The following is a 16,688-nucleotide window of genomic DNA, read 5'->3' on the forward strand; positions in this document are numbered from 1 at the left end:
CCTCACCTAGGACTTGTCGTTGTCTTTGCCGGGGCGCAGGCCCTCGTAGATCTCCTTGCACGTGGGGCAGACGGGGAACTTCTTGGGATCGCGGCCAGGCGTCCACACCTTGCCGCAGAGCGCGATCACGGGCTCGCCGGTGAGGGCGGACTCCATGATCTTCTCCTTGCGCACGTAGTGGGAGAACCGCTCGCGGTCTCCGGGCTCAAGCTCTTCGCGGAGCTCCTCGCGCTCGATCGTCGCGGTGGAGCCGCCGCGGGACGGGTCCCGGGGGTCGTCGGCGAAGGGGTCTGGAGGCATCGTGGTCATGCATTCCATGCTAGACCCCACGGGTGCGGACCGGACTGCAGGCGGTCAGTGGTCCTGCCACCGCGGCTTGTTGTCGTAGACGTGGCGGTAGTACTCGGCGTGCTTGAGCGACGACGCTGCCGCCTCGTCGATGAGCACTGTGGTGTGGGGGTGGAACTGCAGCACCGAGCCGACGCACATCGCCGTGACGGGCCCCTCGACGAGGCCGTGGATCGCGTCGGCCTTCCCTGCGCCTGTCGCGACGAGGACCACATGCCGCGCCTCCATGATGGTGCCCACGCCCTGGGTGACGACGTGGTGGGGGACCTCGTCGATCGAGGAGAAGAAGCGCGCGTTGTCCCGGCGGGTCTGCTCGGTGAGCGTCTTGATGCGGGTGCGCGAGGCAAGGGAGGAGCCAGGCTCGTTGAAGCCGATGTGGCCGTCGGTGCCGATGCCGAGGATCTGGAGGTCCACTCCCCCGGCGGCAGCGATCGCCTCCTCGTACGCCGCGCACGCGCCCTCGAGGTCGGCGGCCGTGCCGTCCGGGGTGTGGACACTGGCCGGGCCGATGTTCACACGAGAGGCGAAATCACGACGGATCACGGATCCGTAGGCCTCAGGATGGTCGGCGGGCAGGCCCACATACTCGTCGAGCGCGAAGCCCGAGGCCTGCGAGAAGTCGAGGCCCTCCTCGACATGCAGGCGGGCGAGCTCGTCGTAGACCGGCAAGGGCGAAGAGCCCGTGGCGAGCCCCAGCACGGCGTCGGGCTTGCGCCGCAGCAGCGCCGCGAACACCCCTGCCGCGGCTCGGCCGACCTCGCGGGCGTCCTTGAGGATCACAACTTCCATGCGTGGGGTCTCCCATCGTGTTGCCCGGCGGCGCGCACGGCCTCAGCGCAGTCCACTCTAGATATCCTACGTCCCACAACCCACCCGAGGCCAGCTCTCGCACGACGGCGAGTGGTCGCCGTCGTGCATCAGCCCGCCTTCACGAGGCTCGCGTACAGTTCCGGCGCGCGCCGGTCCATGAGGTACCCGCCCAGCGCCACCCCGCCTGCGAGCAGCCCTGCTCCCAAGACGACACCAACCCCGAGAGCCGCCCATGCCAGGCCCACGTCTCCGGTGAGCGCTGCGCGGACCGCAAGGACGAGCTCGGGCACGCACAGGATGGCGAGGGCGATCATTCCGCCGAACTGCACGAGGAGCGTCTGGGCGCTCGTGCCGGCCGGCCTGCGGAACGGGCTCTCCCCCGGCTGGGGCACCGCCACGGTGTACCGGGCCGAGACAACGGAGGAGAGCCCAACCCCGCTGAGCAGGACTCCAAGGGAAAGCCCGAGGAACGCCGGGAACAGGCGCCAGTCCCCCGCGAGAAGGAACGGCAGCACGGCGATCACCGCGATCGCGGGCACGGCGAACAGCAGCAGCGCGGCGGCACGCCCGAGGCGGTCCGCACGCCCCTTGACGCCGGCGGCGACGTGCAGGGAGAAGGCCGTCGAATCATAGGAGACGTCGGCCGAGATGGACCAGGCGAGGACGAACGCCGCGAGCGGACCGGAGATGATGAACGGGCTCTCGAGGAGCGAGGCCCGGTGAGCCCGCCCCGCGAGCGAGGAGACGTACAGGATGACGGGCAGGAGCGGCACGACGATGAGGCCCACCGTGTACCGCGGGTCGCGGAACCAGTAGGTGAGGGCCCGTGCCGCGACGGCGCCCGCGGGCGTCGCGGGCATCCAGCCGAAGGCGCCGAGCCCGCGGCCCCCCGCGCCAGCCCGACCCGCTGTGCGGCCGCCGCCCGAGCGGCTCCCTGGGCTCTCGAGCGCCCGGGCGAGGGCCCAGGACCAGCCCCACGCGGCGAGGCCGAGCCCCGCTGCGGCGATGATGAGCTTCACGAGTGCCTCGAGCACACGTCCCTCGGCCGCGTCGGCCGGAGCGGAGAACGGCGCGCCGAGCGGCGTCCATCCGAGGATGCCCGCGCTGCCCGAGATCGCCGCGGCCCCGCCGCCCTGGATTCCCCGCGCAAGGAGCGAGATACCAGGCCCTAGGAGCATGATCGGCATGATCATCACGATGCGGCTGGCGTCGCGGAACCTGCGCGAGGTCGCGAGCTCGGCCGCGAGACTCGCGATGAGCCTGCTCAGCACGACGCAGAGCCCGAGCGCGAGGAGCGCACCGAGCGCCGCCACAACGAAGGGGAACACGCCCCGGGCCCACGTAATCGTCGAGGCTCCAAGGGCGAGCGCCGTGCAGATGCCGGGGACGCCGATGAGTCCCGCGATGGCCTGGCCCACGAGCAGCTGGCGCATGGGAATCGGGAACAGCGCGAAACGGGCGGGGTCCAGGGTGAGGTCAATACCTGAGAAGACAATGGGCGTGAGCGCCCATGCGACAACGAGCACCGTGCCAGCGAGGACCAGGACCGTCTCGGCGAGGCCGGTCGGGACCACACTGAGCGCGATCAGGCCCACGACGGCGAGGAACAGCATCCACAGTCCGTAAAGGGCCCCGATCACGATCCCGACGAGCTGCCACGGGCTGCGCCGCAGGCCGTTGCGGACGAGGAGGAGCTTGAGGCGGATCAGGTGTGCAACCAAGACAGGCCCTCCGTGCGCCCGGGACCGCCCACAAGCTCCACGAACCGGTCCTCGAGCGATGCGCCTCCGCGGACCTCGTCCACCGTCCCCGCGGCCAGGATCTCGCCGCGGGCTACAACCGCCACGTGGTCGCACATCCGCTGGACCAAGTCCATCACGTGGCTCGAGACCACGACCGTCCCGCCCGAGTGGACGAAGTCGGTCAGGATCGCCCGGATGCTCGCCGCCGAGATGGGATCCACTGACTCGAAGGGCTCGTCGAGGACGAGGACCTTGGGGGCGTGGACGAGCGACGCGGCGAGGGCGATCTTCTTGGTCATGCCGGCCGAGTAGTCGACGACGAGCGTGCGTGCATCCGCAGCCAGGTCGAACGCTGTGAGCAGGTCACGGGCTCGCTGGGCCACGGTGTCGCGGTCGAGGCCACGCAGGAGGCCCGAATAGTTCAGGAGCTGCTCGCCGGTGAGCCGGTCGAAGAGGCGGACGCCGTCGGGGAGGACGCCGAGGATCTGCTTGGCCGCGAGCGGATTGGCCCACACGTCCACGCCGAGCACGGCGGCAGTCCCGGCATCGGGGCGCAGGAGTCCCGTGGCCATCGAGAGCGTCGTGGTCTTGCCCGCGCCGTTCGGGCCGACGAGGCCATAGAAGGACCCGGCCGGGACCTCGAGGCTGATGCCGTTGACGGCGGGCTTGCCCCCGAAGGACTTGACGAGGCCTCGCAACGAGAGCGCGGACAGCCCAACAGGCGCGCGAACAGTCAGGCTGGGATCATCCATGACCCCACGCTAGCAACGCGCGCGGCTGGACGGATCAGCCGGGAGGATGAACAACGCGCTCCGCCTTCGGGATGAGTGCCTCTAGAAGAGCGCCCGGGCGAGCTGCTGGCGCGCGGCAGCCACGCGGGGATCGGTGGCACCGATGACCTCGAAGAGCTCGAGAAGACGCACTCGCGCCGCCTCGCGCTCGTCCCCCGTGCTCCGGGCGATATAGCCCACGAGCCGGGAGAACGCGTCCTCGACATGGCCGCCAGCCACATCCAGATCCGCGACGGCGAGCTGCGCCTCGAGATCGTCCAGCGCCGAGGCGGCCACAGCGCGGGTGCGCTCGGCGGCGGTCTGGTCGACGTCGGACACGCGTGCCATGAGCTGGACCTGCGCGAGGCCGGCTTTGGCCTCGCGGTCCGCCGGCTGCTCTGCAAGGGCCTTGCGGTACGCGGCCTCGGCTGCGGCGAAGTCACCGCGGTCGATCGCGTCGAACGCCTCCTGGTGCAGCGGCGGGAGCTCCGGTTCAGCGGCAGGTGCCGGGGCGCCGTCGACCGTGCTGGTCACGCCGTTCGCCGCAGCGACCTTGAGCAGCTCGTCCAGGAGCTGACGCGCCTGCTGTTCGGAGGCAGCACCCTGGAACAGCGGGATGGGCTGGCCCTTGAGGATCGCGACGGCGGTCGGGACCGCCTGGGCCTGGAACGCCTGCGCCAGCTGGGGAAAGGCCTCGACGTCCGCCGCCGCGTAGAGGAGGCGGCCGCCATAGGACGAGACCCAGGACGCCACGTCGTCGCGGATCCGCTGCGACTCGGGCGAGTAGGAGGCCCAGAGGAGCACGACGACGGGCACCGTCGCCGAGCGCTGCACGACGTCTCCGAAGGAACGCTCGTCGAGGTCGATCCTGTCGCCGTACTCGGCCCGGGGTGCGCCGGGGCCCCCCTCCGCGGCGGCGCCCACACGCGGGGCACCCGGTGCACTCGCCGAGGAGGCCGGTGGCGTCGCCGTCGCACGCGCTTTGAGGGCTGACAGGTCGATCGCGCCGCGGAAGTTCAGCTGCGGCTCGGGCTGGCGGGAACCGGGAACGCTCATGGGGTCCAGCTTAGCGAGGCGGCAGGGCGAAGTCGCACAGACGGGCCCGCACCGGAAGTGCGGCCCCGCCTGGTGTGGAGGCGCAGTGCGTCTCCTGGACGCCCAGCGCGTCCGAGGATCAAGCGCGTCAGCTCACGCTCGCGCCCGAGAGGTTGCGGGTGGCCCCGATGAGCTGCACCGGCTGCGCGGCGCCGTCCTTGCCGATGTACAGCATGAGGGACTCCCGGAAGGTCAGCGTCATCTTGGTCTTCGCCTCCTTGCCCCCGGCGAGCGCCGCGGCGTCGTCCTGGAGGGTGACCTTGTCGCCGTCGGACTTGGGCGTTCCCTCGACGGTGAAGTCGAGCGGGGCGACCACGATCGCGCCGCCATCGGCCGTGCGGAAGGCCGCGGCCTCGTCCCCGACCAGCGAGTGCTTGAACGTGAAGTTCGCGTTCGCGGCCTTGGCGATATCGCTCTGGTAGCCGAATGTGTCCTTGATATAGGCGTTGTCCGGGATCTTGTCCTTCCAGCCGCTGTCCGCACTGGTCAGCCTGTCGGCAATGCCCCCGAGGGCGTCCTTGGCGCTCACCGCCAGGCCGGACTTGTCATCCAGCGCGATCTGGTCGGCGCCGGTCTTGGGCGTCCCAGGAATCGTTGCACCGGGCAGGAGCGGCGCGGCCTCGGTGAGCTTGAAGTTGTCGCGGGCCGTGGCCTGGCGCAGCGTGAGGAGCTGCGGTGTGCTGTTGCCATCGCCCTGCGTCACCGCGACGATGGTGCGCGGCCACGAGCGCTGGGTCGTGACGACGGTCGTGAGCAGCTTGGACGCGCGGACCGGAGCGATCGCGGGTGCGGTCGAGACGGAGGCGCGCACCTTGTAGTTCTGGGTGCGCGCAAGGAGCGCCGATCCGTCGGCACGCGGGGCGAGCTTGCCGGCGTCCTTCCCGTCATCGCCGGCCTGGAGCGCACTCGCGGTCTGGTCGAGGATCCGGGAAAGCTGGTCCTCGGTCACGACCCGGGCCTTGGCCTGCTCCGACGCGCTGGGCGAAGCGCTGGGCGACGGGGCCGGCGAGCTGTCCGCCTGCGCGGGAATCGCGCCGAAGCCCGCGAGCCCAAGCACCACGGCGAGGGCCGCAGCCACCCTGGCGGCAGGGCCGCGGCGCACGGCCGCGGCGGTGAGCTCGGCCGTGCCTGCCGGGCGCTCAACATGCGGGATGGGTGCTGTCCCGGAATCGCCAGCCGCAGACGCAGGACGGCGCCGACCACCTGTCGCGGGACCGGATCCACCCGTGCCTCGGCGGCGCGGTAATCCGAACACCGCGATCGCGGCGGCACCGAGGACGAGAATGGCGCCGATGACGATGAGCGGCACGGCCCACGGCATGGTCGCGTGGCTCGGCCACGTGATAGTCACGTCCTGCGGGGCAGGCGCCGTGCCGTCGCTCGCGAGCAGGAGCTGCCAGTCGCCGGAGTCGGGGAGATCCCAGTGGTACTCGAGCGTGCCGTTGGCGTTCTGGGTCGTGGCAAACAGGTCGGCACCGGCCGGATTCGGGGAGGTCGCCTCCCCGTCGGCATGGGTAGCGGAGAGCACCTTGCCGTCCGGGGACGCCCCATCGATCGTCGTGTGGGCGGCCTTTCCTACCCATGCGGCCATGTCGTCGGGGCGCGCGGCGGCCAAGACGTAGTTGCCGTCTCCGTGGATCGTCAGGGTTGCCTCTCCCCCTCGGAGGTCACGGAGCTTGGTGTCGATCACCGTCAGCGGCGCAGCCTGGGTATCGGCGGGGAGGGTCGCAGTGACCTGCTCGTCCGGTGCCCACCACGTCAGCTGGCCGATGCCTGCTACTAGGGCTACGAGGCCGAGCAGCACGAGCGCAGCTACGGTCTTCAGTCGCACAGAAATAACCTCACGTCGGGGGAAGGGAACCCCTCCATGGTAACCAAATCGTGATCATCGAGTCGCATCGGACCGGCTGGTAGCCTGTGCGCGTAAGGTCCGGGGGCCTGCGCCGTGCCACGCCGCAGGCAGCATGACGCGCAGCGGAACGCGCCCTCCGCCGGACCCCTGACGAGCAGAAGGCGAGACGCGTGGGAGAGAACCACACAGCCGGACCCATCGAGCCGGAGTCTCCCGCGGCGTCGGGGGCCAACCCCGCTGTCGAACAGCCGGTGCTCGGCGGCGGCCAGCGCAAGGCGCACCATGGAGTGATCGGCTTCGCACAGGACATCGCCCATCGGCTCCGGACCCCGATTCCGGGCGCCCAGCCGCGGGTCCGCTTCGAGATGCCGCCGCTGCGGGAGGCCAACGAAGACGATGGCAACGACGCCGAAGACGGCGGTACCGACCTCGGCGAGCCAGGGCCCCGCGTTTCCAAGGGCAATCCGATCTACGTCGGACTCATGGGCACTGTCGGCGTCGGGATCGCCCTTGCCCTCTACTACATCGCGGCCCACACGACCCAGCTCCTCCTGTGGATCCTCGCGGCCCTCTTCATCGCGCTGGGCCTCGATCCGGTGGTCCGCTGGCTCGAGTCGCATCGCGTCCCGCGCGCGCTCGGGATTTCCGTGACGATCGTCGCGCTCCTTGCCGTTCTCGGCGCATTCTTCGGCACGCTCATTCCCGCCATGGTGGACCAGATCACCCAGCTCGTGAACAACGTCCCGACGTGGATCCAGGACTTCCTGGGCTCCGACTTCTACCGCAGTATCGACGAGCAATTCGGCATCAAGAACCGCATCACCGAGGAACTGCAGAAGCTCGGGCAGGACTCCACCACGGTCACGAACCTCTTCGGCGGCGTCCTCGGCGTCGGGTCGACGATCGCCAATTCGCTGTTCGGCGTCCTCGTCGTCGTGGTGCTCAGTCTGTACTTCCTCTCGGCGATGCCGGCCATGAAGGTGTGGGCGTACCGGCTCGCGCCCCGCTCGCGCCGTCGTCGGGTCGAGGCGCTGAGCGAGGAGATCACGCGCTCGGTCGGCAACTACGTGATCGGCCAGGTGTGCGTCGCCGTGATCAACGCGGGGTTCGCATTCATCGTCATGACCATCCTGAATGTGCCGTTCGCCGCGCTGCTCGCGTTCGTGGTCGGCTTCCTCGCGTTCATTCCGCTCGTGGGCGGGGTCGTGGCCGGCGTCATCATCTCGCTCGTCGCGCTCACGGGCGGATGGCAGACAGGCCTCATCATGGCCATCGCCTACTTCGGCTACCTGCAGTTCGAGGCCTACTTCGTGTCGCCGCGCATCATGCAGCGCGCCGTGGCCGTCCCTGGACCAGTCGCCGTCATCTCGGTGATTGCCGGCGGCAGCCTCCTTGGCGTCCTCGGCGCGCTCATCGCCATCCCCACCGCGGCCTCGGTCATGCTCCTGATCCGCGAGGTCTTCATCACGCGCCAGGACCGGCGCTGACCGCGTCTGGGAGGAAGCCGAGCGAGGCCGACGCCCCCGGTGTCAGCCCGCTGTCGCCGCGGGGCCGACCCACGTCGTCGGGAGCTCGACCGCAGTGCCCGTGACGGCGGAGACAACCTCATTCAGGGCCCGCTGCACGAACTTCTCACCGACCCACAGGTGCTTGCCGCCGTCGATGCCGATCACACGTGTCTGCGGAACGCGCGCAAAACGGTCCCCTGCCTCTGCCGGGCGCAGGTAGTCGTCGAATTCCGGCACGAGAGCGATGAGCGGCCGGCCGAAGGCAGCCCAGGCATCGAGGTCGGCGTCGACCGCCCGGTGCAGGGGCGGCGAGAGGAGGACCGCGCCGTCGATCTGATCCCCGATCGGCGTGGTGGCGCCGTACTTCAGGACGAGCTCGGTCCCGAAGGACCAGCCCACAAGCCAGCGGTGAGCCAGGCCCCGATCGGCCGCGAAGCGCACAGCGGCCTCGGCGTCGGCCCGCTCCCCGACGCCCTCCTCGAACCGTCCCCCGCTCGTGCCCCGCGGGCTCGACGTGCCGCGGGTATTGAACCGCAGGACGGCGATCCCAGCGAGCGCCGGCAGCCTGAACGATGCCTTGCGGAAGACGTGCGAGTCCATGAAACCGCCATGGGTGGGCAGCGGATGCAACGTCACCAGTGTCGCAATCGGGTCCCGGTCCTCGGGCAGCGCAAGCTCGCCCACCAGCGTGAGCCCGTCCTCGGTGTGCAGTTCGACGTTCTCGCGGCGCGCCGGCAGCACCGTGTTGGCACGGATCGGCAGGGGGGCGTCGGAACTGGTGAACGCATACGAGGCGGGGTCGAAGCTCATGCGCCCCACAGTATCGAAACCAGCCGGACCGCGATCGAATCCAGCGGGACCGCAGCCCGCCCACCCGGCTTGAGGGGCGCCGTCGTGCCCCTAGCGGTAGCGGAAGGTGCGGGTTCGCCAGCAGTGGGTGTGCCAGTGGCGGCGTTCGGCGATTCCCGCCTCCTCGCCGAACAGGTTGTCATCGGCCCACACGACCAGATGCGCCGTCCCGGGCGGAATGGCGCGCGAGCACCCGGGGCACGTGTAGACCTTGGCCGCGTTCCGCGTGGTGACCTGGCGCACGCGCCACTCGCCGTCGGGCGCCGATTCGAGGCGAGCGAACCCCGCCAGCACACGTTCGGGGTTGAAGTCGTCGAGATCCTCGCGGGCATCCGACGCCGCGCGCTCGCTCCGCGGGGGGTCCGGGCGGCGTCGGGGTCGGTTCGAGCGAGGCATGCGTCCATTCTGCCGTCTCGCGACCGGCGGCGCCTCGGCCAGGCACGCCCCGCTGCCTGCCACGGTAGAGTTCTCGGGTGCGACTCGTCATTGCCCGATGCTCCGTCGACTATGTGGGCCGGCTCAAGGCCCACCTGCCCCTCGCCACTCGGCTACTCGTGGTCAAGTCGGACGGCTCGGTGCTCGTGCACTCCGACGGCGGATCGTACAAGCCGCTCAACTGGATGAGCCCCCCGGCCACCCTGCGCGTTCTCTCGCCTGATGAGGCCGATCTCGAGGACGGCGTCGCCGAGCAGTGGACCGTCCAGTCCGCCAAGACGGACGACCGGCTGATCGTCAACCTGCATGAAGTGCTCCATGACACGAGCCACGAGCTCGGCGTCGATCCCGGCCTCATCAAGGACGGCGTCGAATCCGATCTGCAGCGGCTCCTCGCGGAGCAGATCGAGACACTCGGTGCCGGCTACACGCTCATCCGGCGCGAGTACTACACCGCGATCGGTCCGGTCGACATCCTCGCCCGTGACAGCTCCGGGGCCACGGTGGCCATCGAGCTCAAGCGGCGCGGCGACATCGACGGCGTGGAGCAGCTCACCCGATACCTCGAGCTTCTCAACCGCGATCCGCGCCTGGCCCCGGTGCGCGGCATCTTCGCCGCACAACAGATCAAGCCGCAGGCACGGGTGCTGGCCCAGGACCGCGGCATCGACTGCGTCACGCTCGACTACGACGCGATGCGCGGGGTCGACGACGTCGAGTCGCGCCTCTTCTGAGGCCCAGGGCCTCCTTCCGCGGACACTGTTGCGGCACGGGCATCCTGCTCGGCCCCATACGCACGACGTCGGCACTCGCCTAAGGTAGTGCCATGACCTCCGCCGAGACGCGCGCCCCGGAAGCTCCAGCCCGCCTGATCCTGCGTGGAACGATCGTGAGCGACGGCGTCACGCTGGGCGACGGGCTGGTCGCCGTCGAGGACGACCGGATCGAGTACGCGGGGCCGGCGGACGAGTTCGATTCTGCGGAGTTCGGAGGCACCGAAGTGCCGCTCCCCGAGGGAGCACGGCTCCTCCCGGGGCTCGTGGACCTCCACTGCCACGGCGCGGACGGCGTCGACTTCCCCAGCAGCGACGAGGACGAAGCACGCCGTGGACTGGCGTTCCTCCACCGTCGAGGCACCACAACGCTGCTCGCGAGTCTCGTCACCGCGTCGAAGGACGAGCTGCTGCGCGGCGTCGCCGTCTTCTCCAAGCTCGACGGCGAGGGCCTCGTCGCCGGGGTCCATGCGGAGGGGCCCTTCCTCTCGCACACGCGCTGCGGGGCCCAGAACCCTGCCTTCCTCCTCGAGCCCGACGTGGACTTCGCGATGGAGCTCATCGAGGCCGCGGAAGGCACGCTGGCCACCATGACCTACGCGCCCGAACTTCCAGGGGCATCGGACCTCGTCGACCTGCTGACTGCCCATGGCGTGACCCCCTCCCTCGGCCACACCGACTGCGACGATGCGACGGCCGAGGCCTCGCTCGAGCGGGCACGGGACGGGCTCGCCGCGGCGGGATTCGACGGCGCCGAGGGAATTCCCACGGTGACCCACCTCTTCAATGGCATGCCTCCGCTGCACCACCGCTCCCCTGGCCCCGTGGCCGCGTGCCTGCGCGCGGCAGCAGCCGGGATGGCCGTGATCGAACTCGTGGCCGACGGCGTCCACCTGGCACCTGCCATGGTGCGCACCGTGTTCGAGCTCGTGGGCTTCGGGAACATTGCCCTCGTGACCGACTCGATGGCGGCGGCTGGGCTCAGCGACGGCCACTACATGCTCGGTCCCTCCCCCGTAACGGTGGCCGGCGGGGTGGCAACACTGGACGCGACGGGTTCGATCGCGGGCGGTACGGCTACGCTCCTGGACGTCGTGGCACGCACGGCCGCCGCGGGAGTGCCCTTGGCCGAGGCCGTTGTCTCCGCCACCGCGGTTCCAGCCGGAGTGCTCGGCCGTTCGGACGAGTTCGGCAGCCTCCGCCGCGGGCTCCGGGCCGACATCGTGGCGACGGACGCGGACCTGAGGCTTGTAGCCGTCGTGCGTGCTGGCAGGCTCCTCCCTTCGGCCTAGGCCTGGGCTCAACGCCGAGAGCAGAGCGCCCCGGAATGCCATTCGGCAACCGGGAGGACCGCCGTCGAATCCGTTCTCTTGGCGTTCTCCTGTATTTCTCCAGACCTTTGAGAACAAAGTCTGTCGATGCCGTTGACCATACCTGCAGAGCGTGATTGGCTAAGAGCAGTCTTGATGTAGGTAGCAATGTTTTTCATGCAATGCATGCTCGCAAGACCGTTGCGAGCGTGGAGTTCCCGGCCGGCCGGGTCTCCCGCGGAGTAACTCGGCCGGCACATAAGTGTCGGCGTCTGGTAGCAATCCACAGGAGAACGCAGGACATGGCACAGGGAACCGTTAAGTGGTTCAACGCCGAGAAGGGCTTCGGCTTCATCACTCCAGATGACGCCCAGTCGGACGTCTTCGTCCACTACTCGGAGATCAAGTCGAACGGCTTCCGCACGCTGGAAGAGAACCAGCGTGTCGAGTTTGAGATCGGTCAGGGCGCCAAGGGGCCTCAGGCCACGGGGGTCATCGCTCTCTGAGCGACTGACTGAATCGGCCTAGAGCCGCTAGAGGGGCTCCGGAGAACCGGAGCCCCTCTTTTTTCCTTCATTTTTTACTTGAAATGTAAAGAATCATCTGCGGTGCCGAATTGTCGCGCCTTCCGGCAATCCGTGCTAACTGACAATCTGGCGCAGGATCCGCATGCGGTGCCTCATCGTCAGGCCCGGCAGATAGGCCTGGGCCAGTGCCTGTCCGATGGCGGGCAGCTGGAGAGGATCCTGATAGTACATGTAGAGCGCATGGTATTCGGGCTGGAACCGCGACTTGAACTTTGCTAGGGAGCGGAAGCCGTAGACGGGCTCAAGGGCGTGCCCCACAGCGTTCAGGAGCCGCGAGAGGAGTTCGTCGCCGGCGTCCACCTCGGCGCGCTCACCCGTCGGATCGGCCGCGAGCGGAGACCCCGACAGTGAGATCCAGTCAACGCTGCTACGCAGTTCGGTCACGGCCGACGCGATGAGGAACTCCATGACTCCCGGGAAGGAGTCCGGGCCGCGCCTCATGAAGTCGAGGGTCCAGCCCACCACGCGGGAATCCTCGAACACGGGCAGCCAGCTCGTCACACCGCGGATCCTTCCCTGCTCGTCGGAGGCAAGGCACAGGAGGACTTCGGGGTCATTGAGCTCATCGACCCCTCCCAGGGTGAAGCCCATGTCCGGCAGGGCCTTCTGAGCGGACCATTCCTCGGAGAGCGCGCTCAGCTGCTGGCGCTGCGCGGGCGACAGCTGGTGGTACCTCGTCCACACGGCGCGGACCCCGAGCTTGCCAGCCTTGTTGACCGCAGTGCGGACGTTCTGCCACTCCTTGCCGACGAACTCCAGCTCCCGGACCCTCAGCCTCGTCTCCTGCGCCACCTCGACCCGGTGGAAGCCCCTCGAGCGCAGGACCGGCCACAGGTCGGCTGAGAGCGAATAGAAGCAGGGCACGAGCGCATTGCGTGCGCAATGTCCGATGAACTCCACCACCGCCGCCGGCCCGCGGCCCGGGGCACCGATCGGTCCCGCCACCGAGAGGGCGACCCTTCCGTGCAACTGGAAGGCGAGGCCCGCCGTCGCATGATCGTCGAACCAGAACTGGTTCGGGGGCCACAGGGTCATCCATGAGAGCGTTCCCCCTCCCTTGCGCACGAGACTGCGGGCGAGATGCAGGCTGTCATCGCGCGCGCCGAGCGACTGACGCCCACGGAGCACGACGACGGCGACGAGCACGAGTCCCACGAGCCACACGATGAGTCCGCTGTGCGTGAAGAGCCAGAGCTCCGCTTCGCTGCGGTTCCTGAAGAGCGTCTCGTAGCTTCTGGGGATAGGCGCGGGGAGGTACTGCCGGACGAGTTCTCCCACGAGGCCCCAGACCGAATCACGGCGCCCCAGGCCACCGCTCTGCCACCACAGGAGGGTGTAGGCGAGGACGAGGCCGCCGGCCACCACGGCGGCGACCGCGCCCAGGCGACGTCGCATGCCCCGGGCAGTCTGGACCGGGAACAGGTCGCGGTTGAGCCAGAGCACCACGATGAGCGCTATCGCCGTGAGGGCGATGGGCAGGATGTGGGCGAATCCCGAGGCCAGCGCCGAGAAGCGGGGCCGCCCCGGCGAGGCGCGCACCCTCAGGAACAGGGCAAGGTAGCCGACCGCGAGGGTGCCGACTGCCAGCTGTACCGCGATGGCCAGCCGCAGTGCAATAATGCGGCCGCGCCGCAGGCCCTCGGCGCAGACAAGGAGGATGGCCATGGGCACGAGGGAGGTCAGGTATCCCTCGGGCGAGAGGAAGGTCGGTTGGGCGGCCTGGAGGCATGCGGGATCAACGGTGCCCCCGCAGTCCTGCTGCAGCTGGGTCAGCACCGGCAGTGGGTTCAGCACCATGTCCCTCACGAGCGCCAACGGCCCCGAAGGACTGCGGGTAAGAGCCGTGAGGACAGGGCCCACCGCTGCAAGCGTGACAATGACGACGAGGATGTTGCGGCGCTCTCGGACAGACGGCACCACAACATGGGCGTCCTGGCGCCGGCGCGTGGACCACCACGACGCAACGATTCCGAGCAGGGCTCCCATGAGCCCGAGGACGGTCTCCGAGTGCCCCACATACAGCGTGAGCATCGCGGCGATGCCGATCACTGCGGTGTGCAGGCGCCTCCGCCAGAGGACGCCGAGCGAGGGACTCGCTGCCATGGCGGTGAAGACCGCGGCCGGGTACGGGCCGAGGACAGGGTCCTCGACCATCGACCCGAGCCAGCCGTCGCCGCCGATGCGGGCGAGCTGGGTCACGGTGAAGAACACCATGACCGTGGCAAAGTCCCCGAGGAAGAACAGCGCCGCGGCCTTGAGGGAGCCGTAGGCCGTCTCGGCCACCGGCACGAGCGTGCCGACCACGACCGTCGCAGCGACATAGGCGAGGGGGTTCGTAACGAAGAAGATGGACGTCAGCGCGGCCCACCACTGGCCCGAGCGCAGCGACCCGAGGTCGCCACCGACGATGTCGAGGACGGCAGGGCTGGGACCGGAGAGGATGCTGCCCGTGGCGATCCCCGTGATCCAGAGGGTCGCGATCACGCCAACGGTGAACGGAACCCTCCGGGCGCCGCGGAGGGCCGCCTTCAGCGCCGAAACGAGCGACTTGATCCCGGTCACGGCAGGCTCCAGCGTGACGCCAGAAGGTCAAGCCCCACGGGAATCGCCTTGGCGATCATCTCCCACGAGTGGGCCTCGCCGGGGACGAACTCCTCGTGCACCTCCACGCCGCCACCGCGCGCCTGGCCCGCGATGATGTCCGCCTGGGTCATGAAGTCAGTGTCACGGGTGCCCGCGGCGAGGAACAGGAACTGTCCCTCTTGGCCCCCTAGAGCGAAGAAGTGTGCGGGAATCTGCTCCTCGAAGGCCGCGGTGTCCCCGCCGAAGGCGCCATCGATCGTCTTGCGCCGATCCTTGGCCAGCGCCGGCTCCTTCTCGGCGGCGAAACCCAAGGCGGAGCCGAAGATCTCAGGATGCTTGGCGAGGAGCTGGACCGCGCACGTCCCGCCGAAGGAGAATCCCCCGGCGGACCACTCTCGAGGGTCCATCGCCACGGTGAGGTGCGCCTTGATCCAGGGGACGACGTCTTGGGTGAGATACGTCTCTGCCTTGCCGAGCTTCGTATCCATGCACAGCGTGTTGTTGCCCGGCGCTCCAAGCGGGTCGACGACGACGGCAATGGGTGCCACGCCGCCGTGCTTTGCCGCAAAGCGGTCCAAGGTGATCCGGAGCTGTCCGCCGCCCAGCCAGTCCGACGGATTGCCGGGCTGGCCTGCCATGAGCAGCAGGACCGGCAGTTCAGGCCGTGTGGTCGCAAAGTACGCCGGGGGAAGGTAGATGTACGCGTCCCGCGCGGAGAAGCCCGATGCCGTGTTGGGGAGGTGGGCCTTGCGGAGTTCGCCGTTGTCCGGCAGTCCGTCCGGTGCCTTCCACGAGGCGATGGGAACTGAGGGCGTTCCGGCCCTCTCCAGCGTGGGTACGAGGGCCTGGATACGGTTGACCGCCACACCGGCGAGATCCGCGACGGTGAGATTGAGGCCGAAGTACGCGTTGATCTGCTGCACGGACAGGAGCGCAACGGTCAGCGCAGAGACGACGGCCACGGCCCGCCGGCCCCATACACGCCTCGTCAGACCCAGCCGGACGATTCCGACGACAGCGAGCACGACGCCGAGGACGCCGAAGGCGGACGAGAAGAGGACGTCGCCCGGGAGGTCCTCGGGGAAGACGTTCAGGATGTCCACGAGCAGCCAGTGAACGGTGAGGGTCACCGTGACCGCCAGCGCAGCACCCGCCACCAGCAGGAACGCGCCGCGCGCTATCGGACGCCTGAGGAGGACCAGGCCCACGAGGAACACGGTCCCCGCGACCCCGAGAGTCCAGCACGCCACGGCGACAGGACCATCGACGAGCCTCAGGTCGTAGAACCAGTCCATGGCGGGGTCAGCGCCAGGTTCCGACGCCGATGACCGGTCCGGCCTCAAGCCACGAAGCGAGGCCGGCGTAGGCGCTGAAGTCCATGGCGAAGCGCACGCTCTCGCCCAGATAACGCAGTTCGACCACTACCACGTCGGCCTGCACGCGAGTCCGTTCGGCCTCCGTGGGTGCCCTCCGCCCGAGGAGCTCAAGCGAGCTCCTCGTGAACCGGTGCCCTGCGACCGGACTCAGGGAGAGCAGATTGAACCATTCGAGTTCTGCGTCCTGATAACGGCAAACCCCCATCCGCCAGGGCCCGGAGGCTTTGGAGATGGAGGCATCGACCGTCCCCAGAGTGCGCCGCAGAACGAAGCGGCGCACCCCGAGAGTGCAGAGCATCGCCACGAGGAGCAGGAAGACCACTGCCAGGACGACGAACGGAATGGCGGAATCGTCCATCGAGGTCTTGCTAACGAGTCCCCGCGGCCGATTCGCCGATCTGGGCGTTGTCGGCGACGATCACGACGCGGTCCGAATCGACGGAGAAGAATCCGCCGTCGACCGTCGCAGTGATCCTCGAGCCGGAGACCGGCTCGATCTCAATCTCGCCCGCATGCAGGATCGCGAGGACCGGGGTGTGTCCCGGAAGGATCCCGATCTCGCCGTCCGCGGTGCGGGCCTTGACCATTTTCGCCGGGCCGGACCACACGAAGTGGTCCGCCGCGACGATCTCGACCTCGAGCTCAGCCAT

General features: G+C 69.1%; 16 protein-coding genes. 4 read left to right on the forward strand and 12 right to left on the reverse strand.

Annotated features, from left to right (window positions below; translation table 11 throughout):
* Positions 1-6: 6 nt before the first annotated feature.
* The 6 genes from AB5L97_RS11640 to AB5L97_RS11665 all read right to left on the reverse strand — a co-directional run bounded on the left by AB5L97_RS11640 (position 7) and on the right by AB5L97_RS11665 (position 6,596).
* Entirely contained in the window at positions 7-318 is a 312-nt protein-coding gene (locus AB5L97_RS11640; RefSeq protein ID WP_307957450.1) for a DUF3039 domain-containing protein, read from the reverse strand.
* A gap of 36 nt (positions 319-354) precedes the next feature.
* Positions 355-1,137, reverse strand: a complete 783-nt coding sequence (nagB, locus tag AB5L97_RS11645) for a glucosamine-6-phosphate deaminase (protein ID WP_369044795.1) — start codon at positions 1,135-1,137, stop codon at positions 355-357.
* A gap of 128 nt (positions 1,138-1,265) precedes the next feature.
* On the reverse strand, positions 1,266-2,879 hold the full coding sequence (locus AB5L97_RS11650) for a transporter (protein ID WP_369044796.1): 1,614 nt from the start codon (positions 2,877-2,879) through the stop codon (positions 1,266-1,268).
* Complete coding sequence (locus AB5L97_RS11655; protein WP_369044797.1) at positions 2,864-3,652, reverse strand: ABC transporter ATP-binding protein; 789 nt, start codon at positions 3,650-3,652, stop codon at positions 2,864-2,866. Before AB5L97_RS11655 ends, AB5L97_RS11650 begins: the two co-directional genes overlap by 16 nt.
* A gap of 81 nt (positions 3,653-3,733) precedes the next feature.
* Positions 3,734-4,726 carry a co-chaperone YbbN gene (locus AB5L97_RS11660; protein WP_307957446.1) on the reverse strand — a complete coding sequence of 331 codons (993 nt, stop codon included), beginning with the start codon at positions 4,724-4,726 and terminating at the stop codon, positions 3,734-3,736.
* A gap of 127 nt (positions 4,727-4,853) precedes the next feature.
* Positions 4,854-6,596, reverse strand: coding sequence for a hypothetical protein (locus AB5L97_RS11665; RefSeq protein ID WP_369044798.1), 1,743 nt, complete (start codon positions 6,594-6,596; stop codon positions 4,854-4,856).
* 191 nt (positions 6,597-6,787) lie between these two features.
* Here AB5L97_RS11665 and AB5L97_RS11670 point away from each other — a divergent pair, with 191 nt between their 5' ends.
* The gene (locus tag AB5L97_RS11670; protein WP_423246783.1) at positions 6,788-8,104 is read left to right on the forward strand and encodes an AI-2E family transporter; all 1,317 of its coding nucleotides are present in this window, start codon (positions 6,788-6,790) and stop codon (positions 8,102-8,104) included.
* A gap of 42 nt (positions 8,105-8,146) precedes the next feature.
* Here AB5L97_RS11670 and AB5L97_RS11675 read toward each other — a convergent pair whose 3' ends face one another.
* Both AB5L97_RS11675 and AB5L97_RS11680 read right to left on the reverse strand, forming a co-directional pair.
* Positions 8,147-8,935 carry an alpha/beta hydrolase gene (locus AB5L97_RS11675; RefSeq protein ID WP_369044799.1) on the reverse strand — a complete coding sequence of 263 codons (789 nt, stop codon included), beginning with the start codon at positions 8,933-8,935 and terminating at the stop codon, positions 8,147-8,149.
* Positions 8,936-9,025: 90 nt separating this feature from the next.
* Positions 9,026-9,370 carry an ATP/GTP-binding protein gene (locus AB5L97_RS11680; protein ID WP_307957443.1) on the reverse strand — a complete coding sequence of 115 codons (345 nt, stop codon included), beginning with the start codon at positions 9,368-9,370 and terminating at the stop codon, positions 9,026-9,028.
* Positions 9,371-9,447: 77 nt separating this feature from the next.
* Between AB5L97_RS11680 and nucS the strand changes: the two genes are divergently transcribed.
* From nucS to AB5L97_RS11695, 3 genes are all read left to right on the forward strand, one after another.
* Positions 9,448-10,143: an endonuclease NucS gene (gene nucS, locus AB5L97_RS11685; RefSeq protein ID WP_307957442.1), complete on the forward strand. Its 696-nt coding sequence runs from the start codon at positions 9,448-9,450 to the stop codon at positions 10,141-10,143.
* A gap of 92 nt (positions 10,144-10,235) precedes the next feature.
* Positions 10,236-11,474: an N-acetylglucosamine-6-phosphate deacetylase gene (locus tag AB5L97_RS11690; protein ID WP_369044800.1), complete on the forward strand. Its 1,239-nt coding sequence runs from the start codon at positions 10,236-10,238 to the stop codon at positions 11,472-11,474.
* 320 nt (positions 11,475-11,794) lie between these two features.
* On the forward strand, positions 11,795-11,998 hold the full coding sequence (locus AB5L97_RS11695; RefSeq protein ID WP_307957440.1) for a cold-shock protein: 204 nt from the start codon (positions 11,795-11,797) through the stop codon (positions 11,996-11,998).
* Positions 11,999-12,133: 135 nt separating this feature from the next.
* On the opposite strand, the gene AB5L97_RS11700 is transcribed toward AB5L97_RS11695, so the two are convergent.
* Genes AB5L97_RS11700 through AB5L97_RS11715 form a run of 4 tightly spaced genes read right to left on the reverse strand, consistent with a single transcriptional unit; the run spans position 12,134 to position 16,688 of the window.
* Positions 12,134-14,641 (reverse strand): bifunctional lysylphosphatidylglycerol flippase/synthetase MprF, encoded by a 2,508-nt coding sequence (locus tag AB5L97_RS11700; protein ID WP_369044801.1) that lies wholly within the window; start codon positions 14,639-14,641, stop codon positions 12,134-12,136.
* Positions 14,638-15,957, reverse strand: a complete 1,320-nt coding sequence (locus AB5L97_RS11705) for an alpha/beta hydrolase (RefSeq protein ID WP_369044802.1) — start codon at positions 15,955-15,957, stop codon at positions 14,638-14,640. Before AB5L97_RS11705 ends, AB5L97_RS11700 begins: the two co-directional genes overlap by 4 nt.
* Positions 15,958-15,964: 7 nt before the next feature.
* Complete coding sequence (locus AB5L97_RS11710) at positions 15,965-16,396, reverse strand: DUF2550 domain-containing protein (RefSeq protein ID WP_307957437.1); 432 nt, start codon at positions 16,394-16,396, stop codon at positions 15,965-15,967.
* A 10-nt stretch (positions 16,397-16,406) separates the two neighbouring features.
* Positions 16,407-16,688 carry a F0F1 ATP synthase subunit epsilon gene (locus tag AB5L97_RS11715; RefSeq protein ID WP_307957436.1) on the reverse strand — a complete coding sequence of 94 codons (282 nt, stop codon included), beginning with the start codon at positions 16,686-16,688 and terminating at the stop codon, positions 16,407-16,409.

This window comes from Sinomonas sp. P10A9, from assembly GCF_041022165.1.
GTDB lineage: Bacteria > Actinomycetota > Actinomycetes > Actinomycetales > Micrococcaceae > Sinomonas > Sinomonas puerhi.

What these genes read in the sequence shown, in the direction of transcription:
- AB5L97_RS11715 (WP_307957436.1), bottom strand. Translation starts at nt 16,688, where the DNA reads ATGGCTGAGCTCGAGGTCGAGATCGTCGCGGCGGACCACTTCGTGTGG.
- AB5L97_RS11705 (WP_369044802.1), bottom strand. Translation starts at nt 15,957, where the DNA reads ATGGACTGGTTCTACGACCTGAGGCTCGTCGATGGTCCTGTCGCCGTG.
- AB5L97_RS11695 (WP_307957440.1), top strand. Translation starts at nt 11,795, where the DNA reads ATGGCACAGGGAACCGTTAAGTGGTTCAACGCCGAGAAGGGCTTCGGC.
- AB5L97_RS11680 (WP_307957443.1), bottom strand. Translation starts at nt 9,370, where the DNA reads ATGCCTCGCTCGAACCGACCCCGACGCCGCCCGGACCCCCCGCGGAGC.
- AB5L97_RS11690 (WP_369044800.1), top strand. Translation starts at nt 10,236, where the DNA reads ATGACCTCCGCCGAGACGCGCGCCCCGGAAGCTCCAGCCCGCCTGATC.
- nagB (WP_369044795.1), bottom strand. Translation starts at nt 1,137, where the DNA reads ATGGAAGTTGTGATCCTCAAGGACGCCCGCGAGGTCGGCCGAGCCGCG.
- AB5L97_RS11655 (WP_369044797.1), bottom strand. Translation starts at nt 3,652, where the DNA reads ATGGATGATCCCAGCCTGACTGTTCGCGCGCCTGTTGGGCTGTCCGCG.
- AB5L97_RS11675 (WP_369044799.1), bottom strand. Translation starts at nt 8,935, where the DNA reads ATGAGCTTCGACCCCGCCTCGTATGCGTTCACCAGTTCCGACGCCCCC.
- AB5L97_RS11640 (WP_307957450.1), bottom strand. Translation starts at nt 318, where the DNA reads ATGGAATGCATGACCACGATGCCTCCAGACCCCTTCGCCGACGACCCC.
- AB5L97_RS11710 (WP_307957437.1), bottom strand. Translation starts at nt 16,396, where the DNA reads ATGGACGATTCCGCCATTCCGTTCGTCGTCCTGGCAGTGGTCTTCCTG.
- AB5L97_RS11660 (WP_307957446.1), bottom strand. Translation starts at nt 4,726, where the DNA reads ATGAGCGTTCCCGGTTCCCGCCAGCCCGAGCCGCAGCTGAACTTCCGC.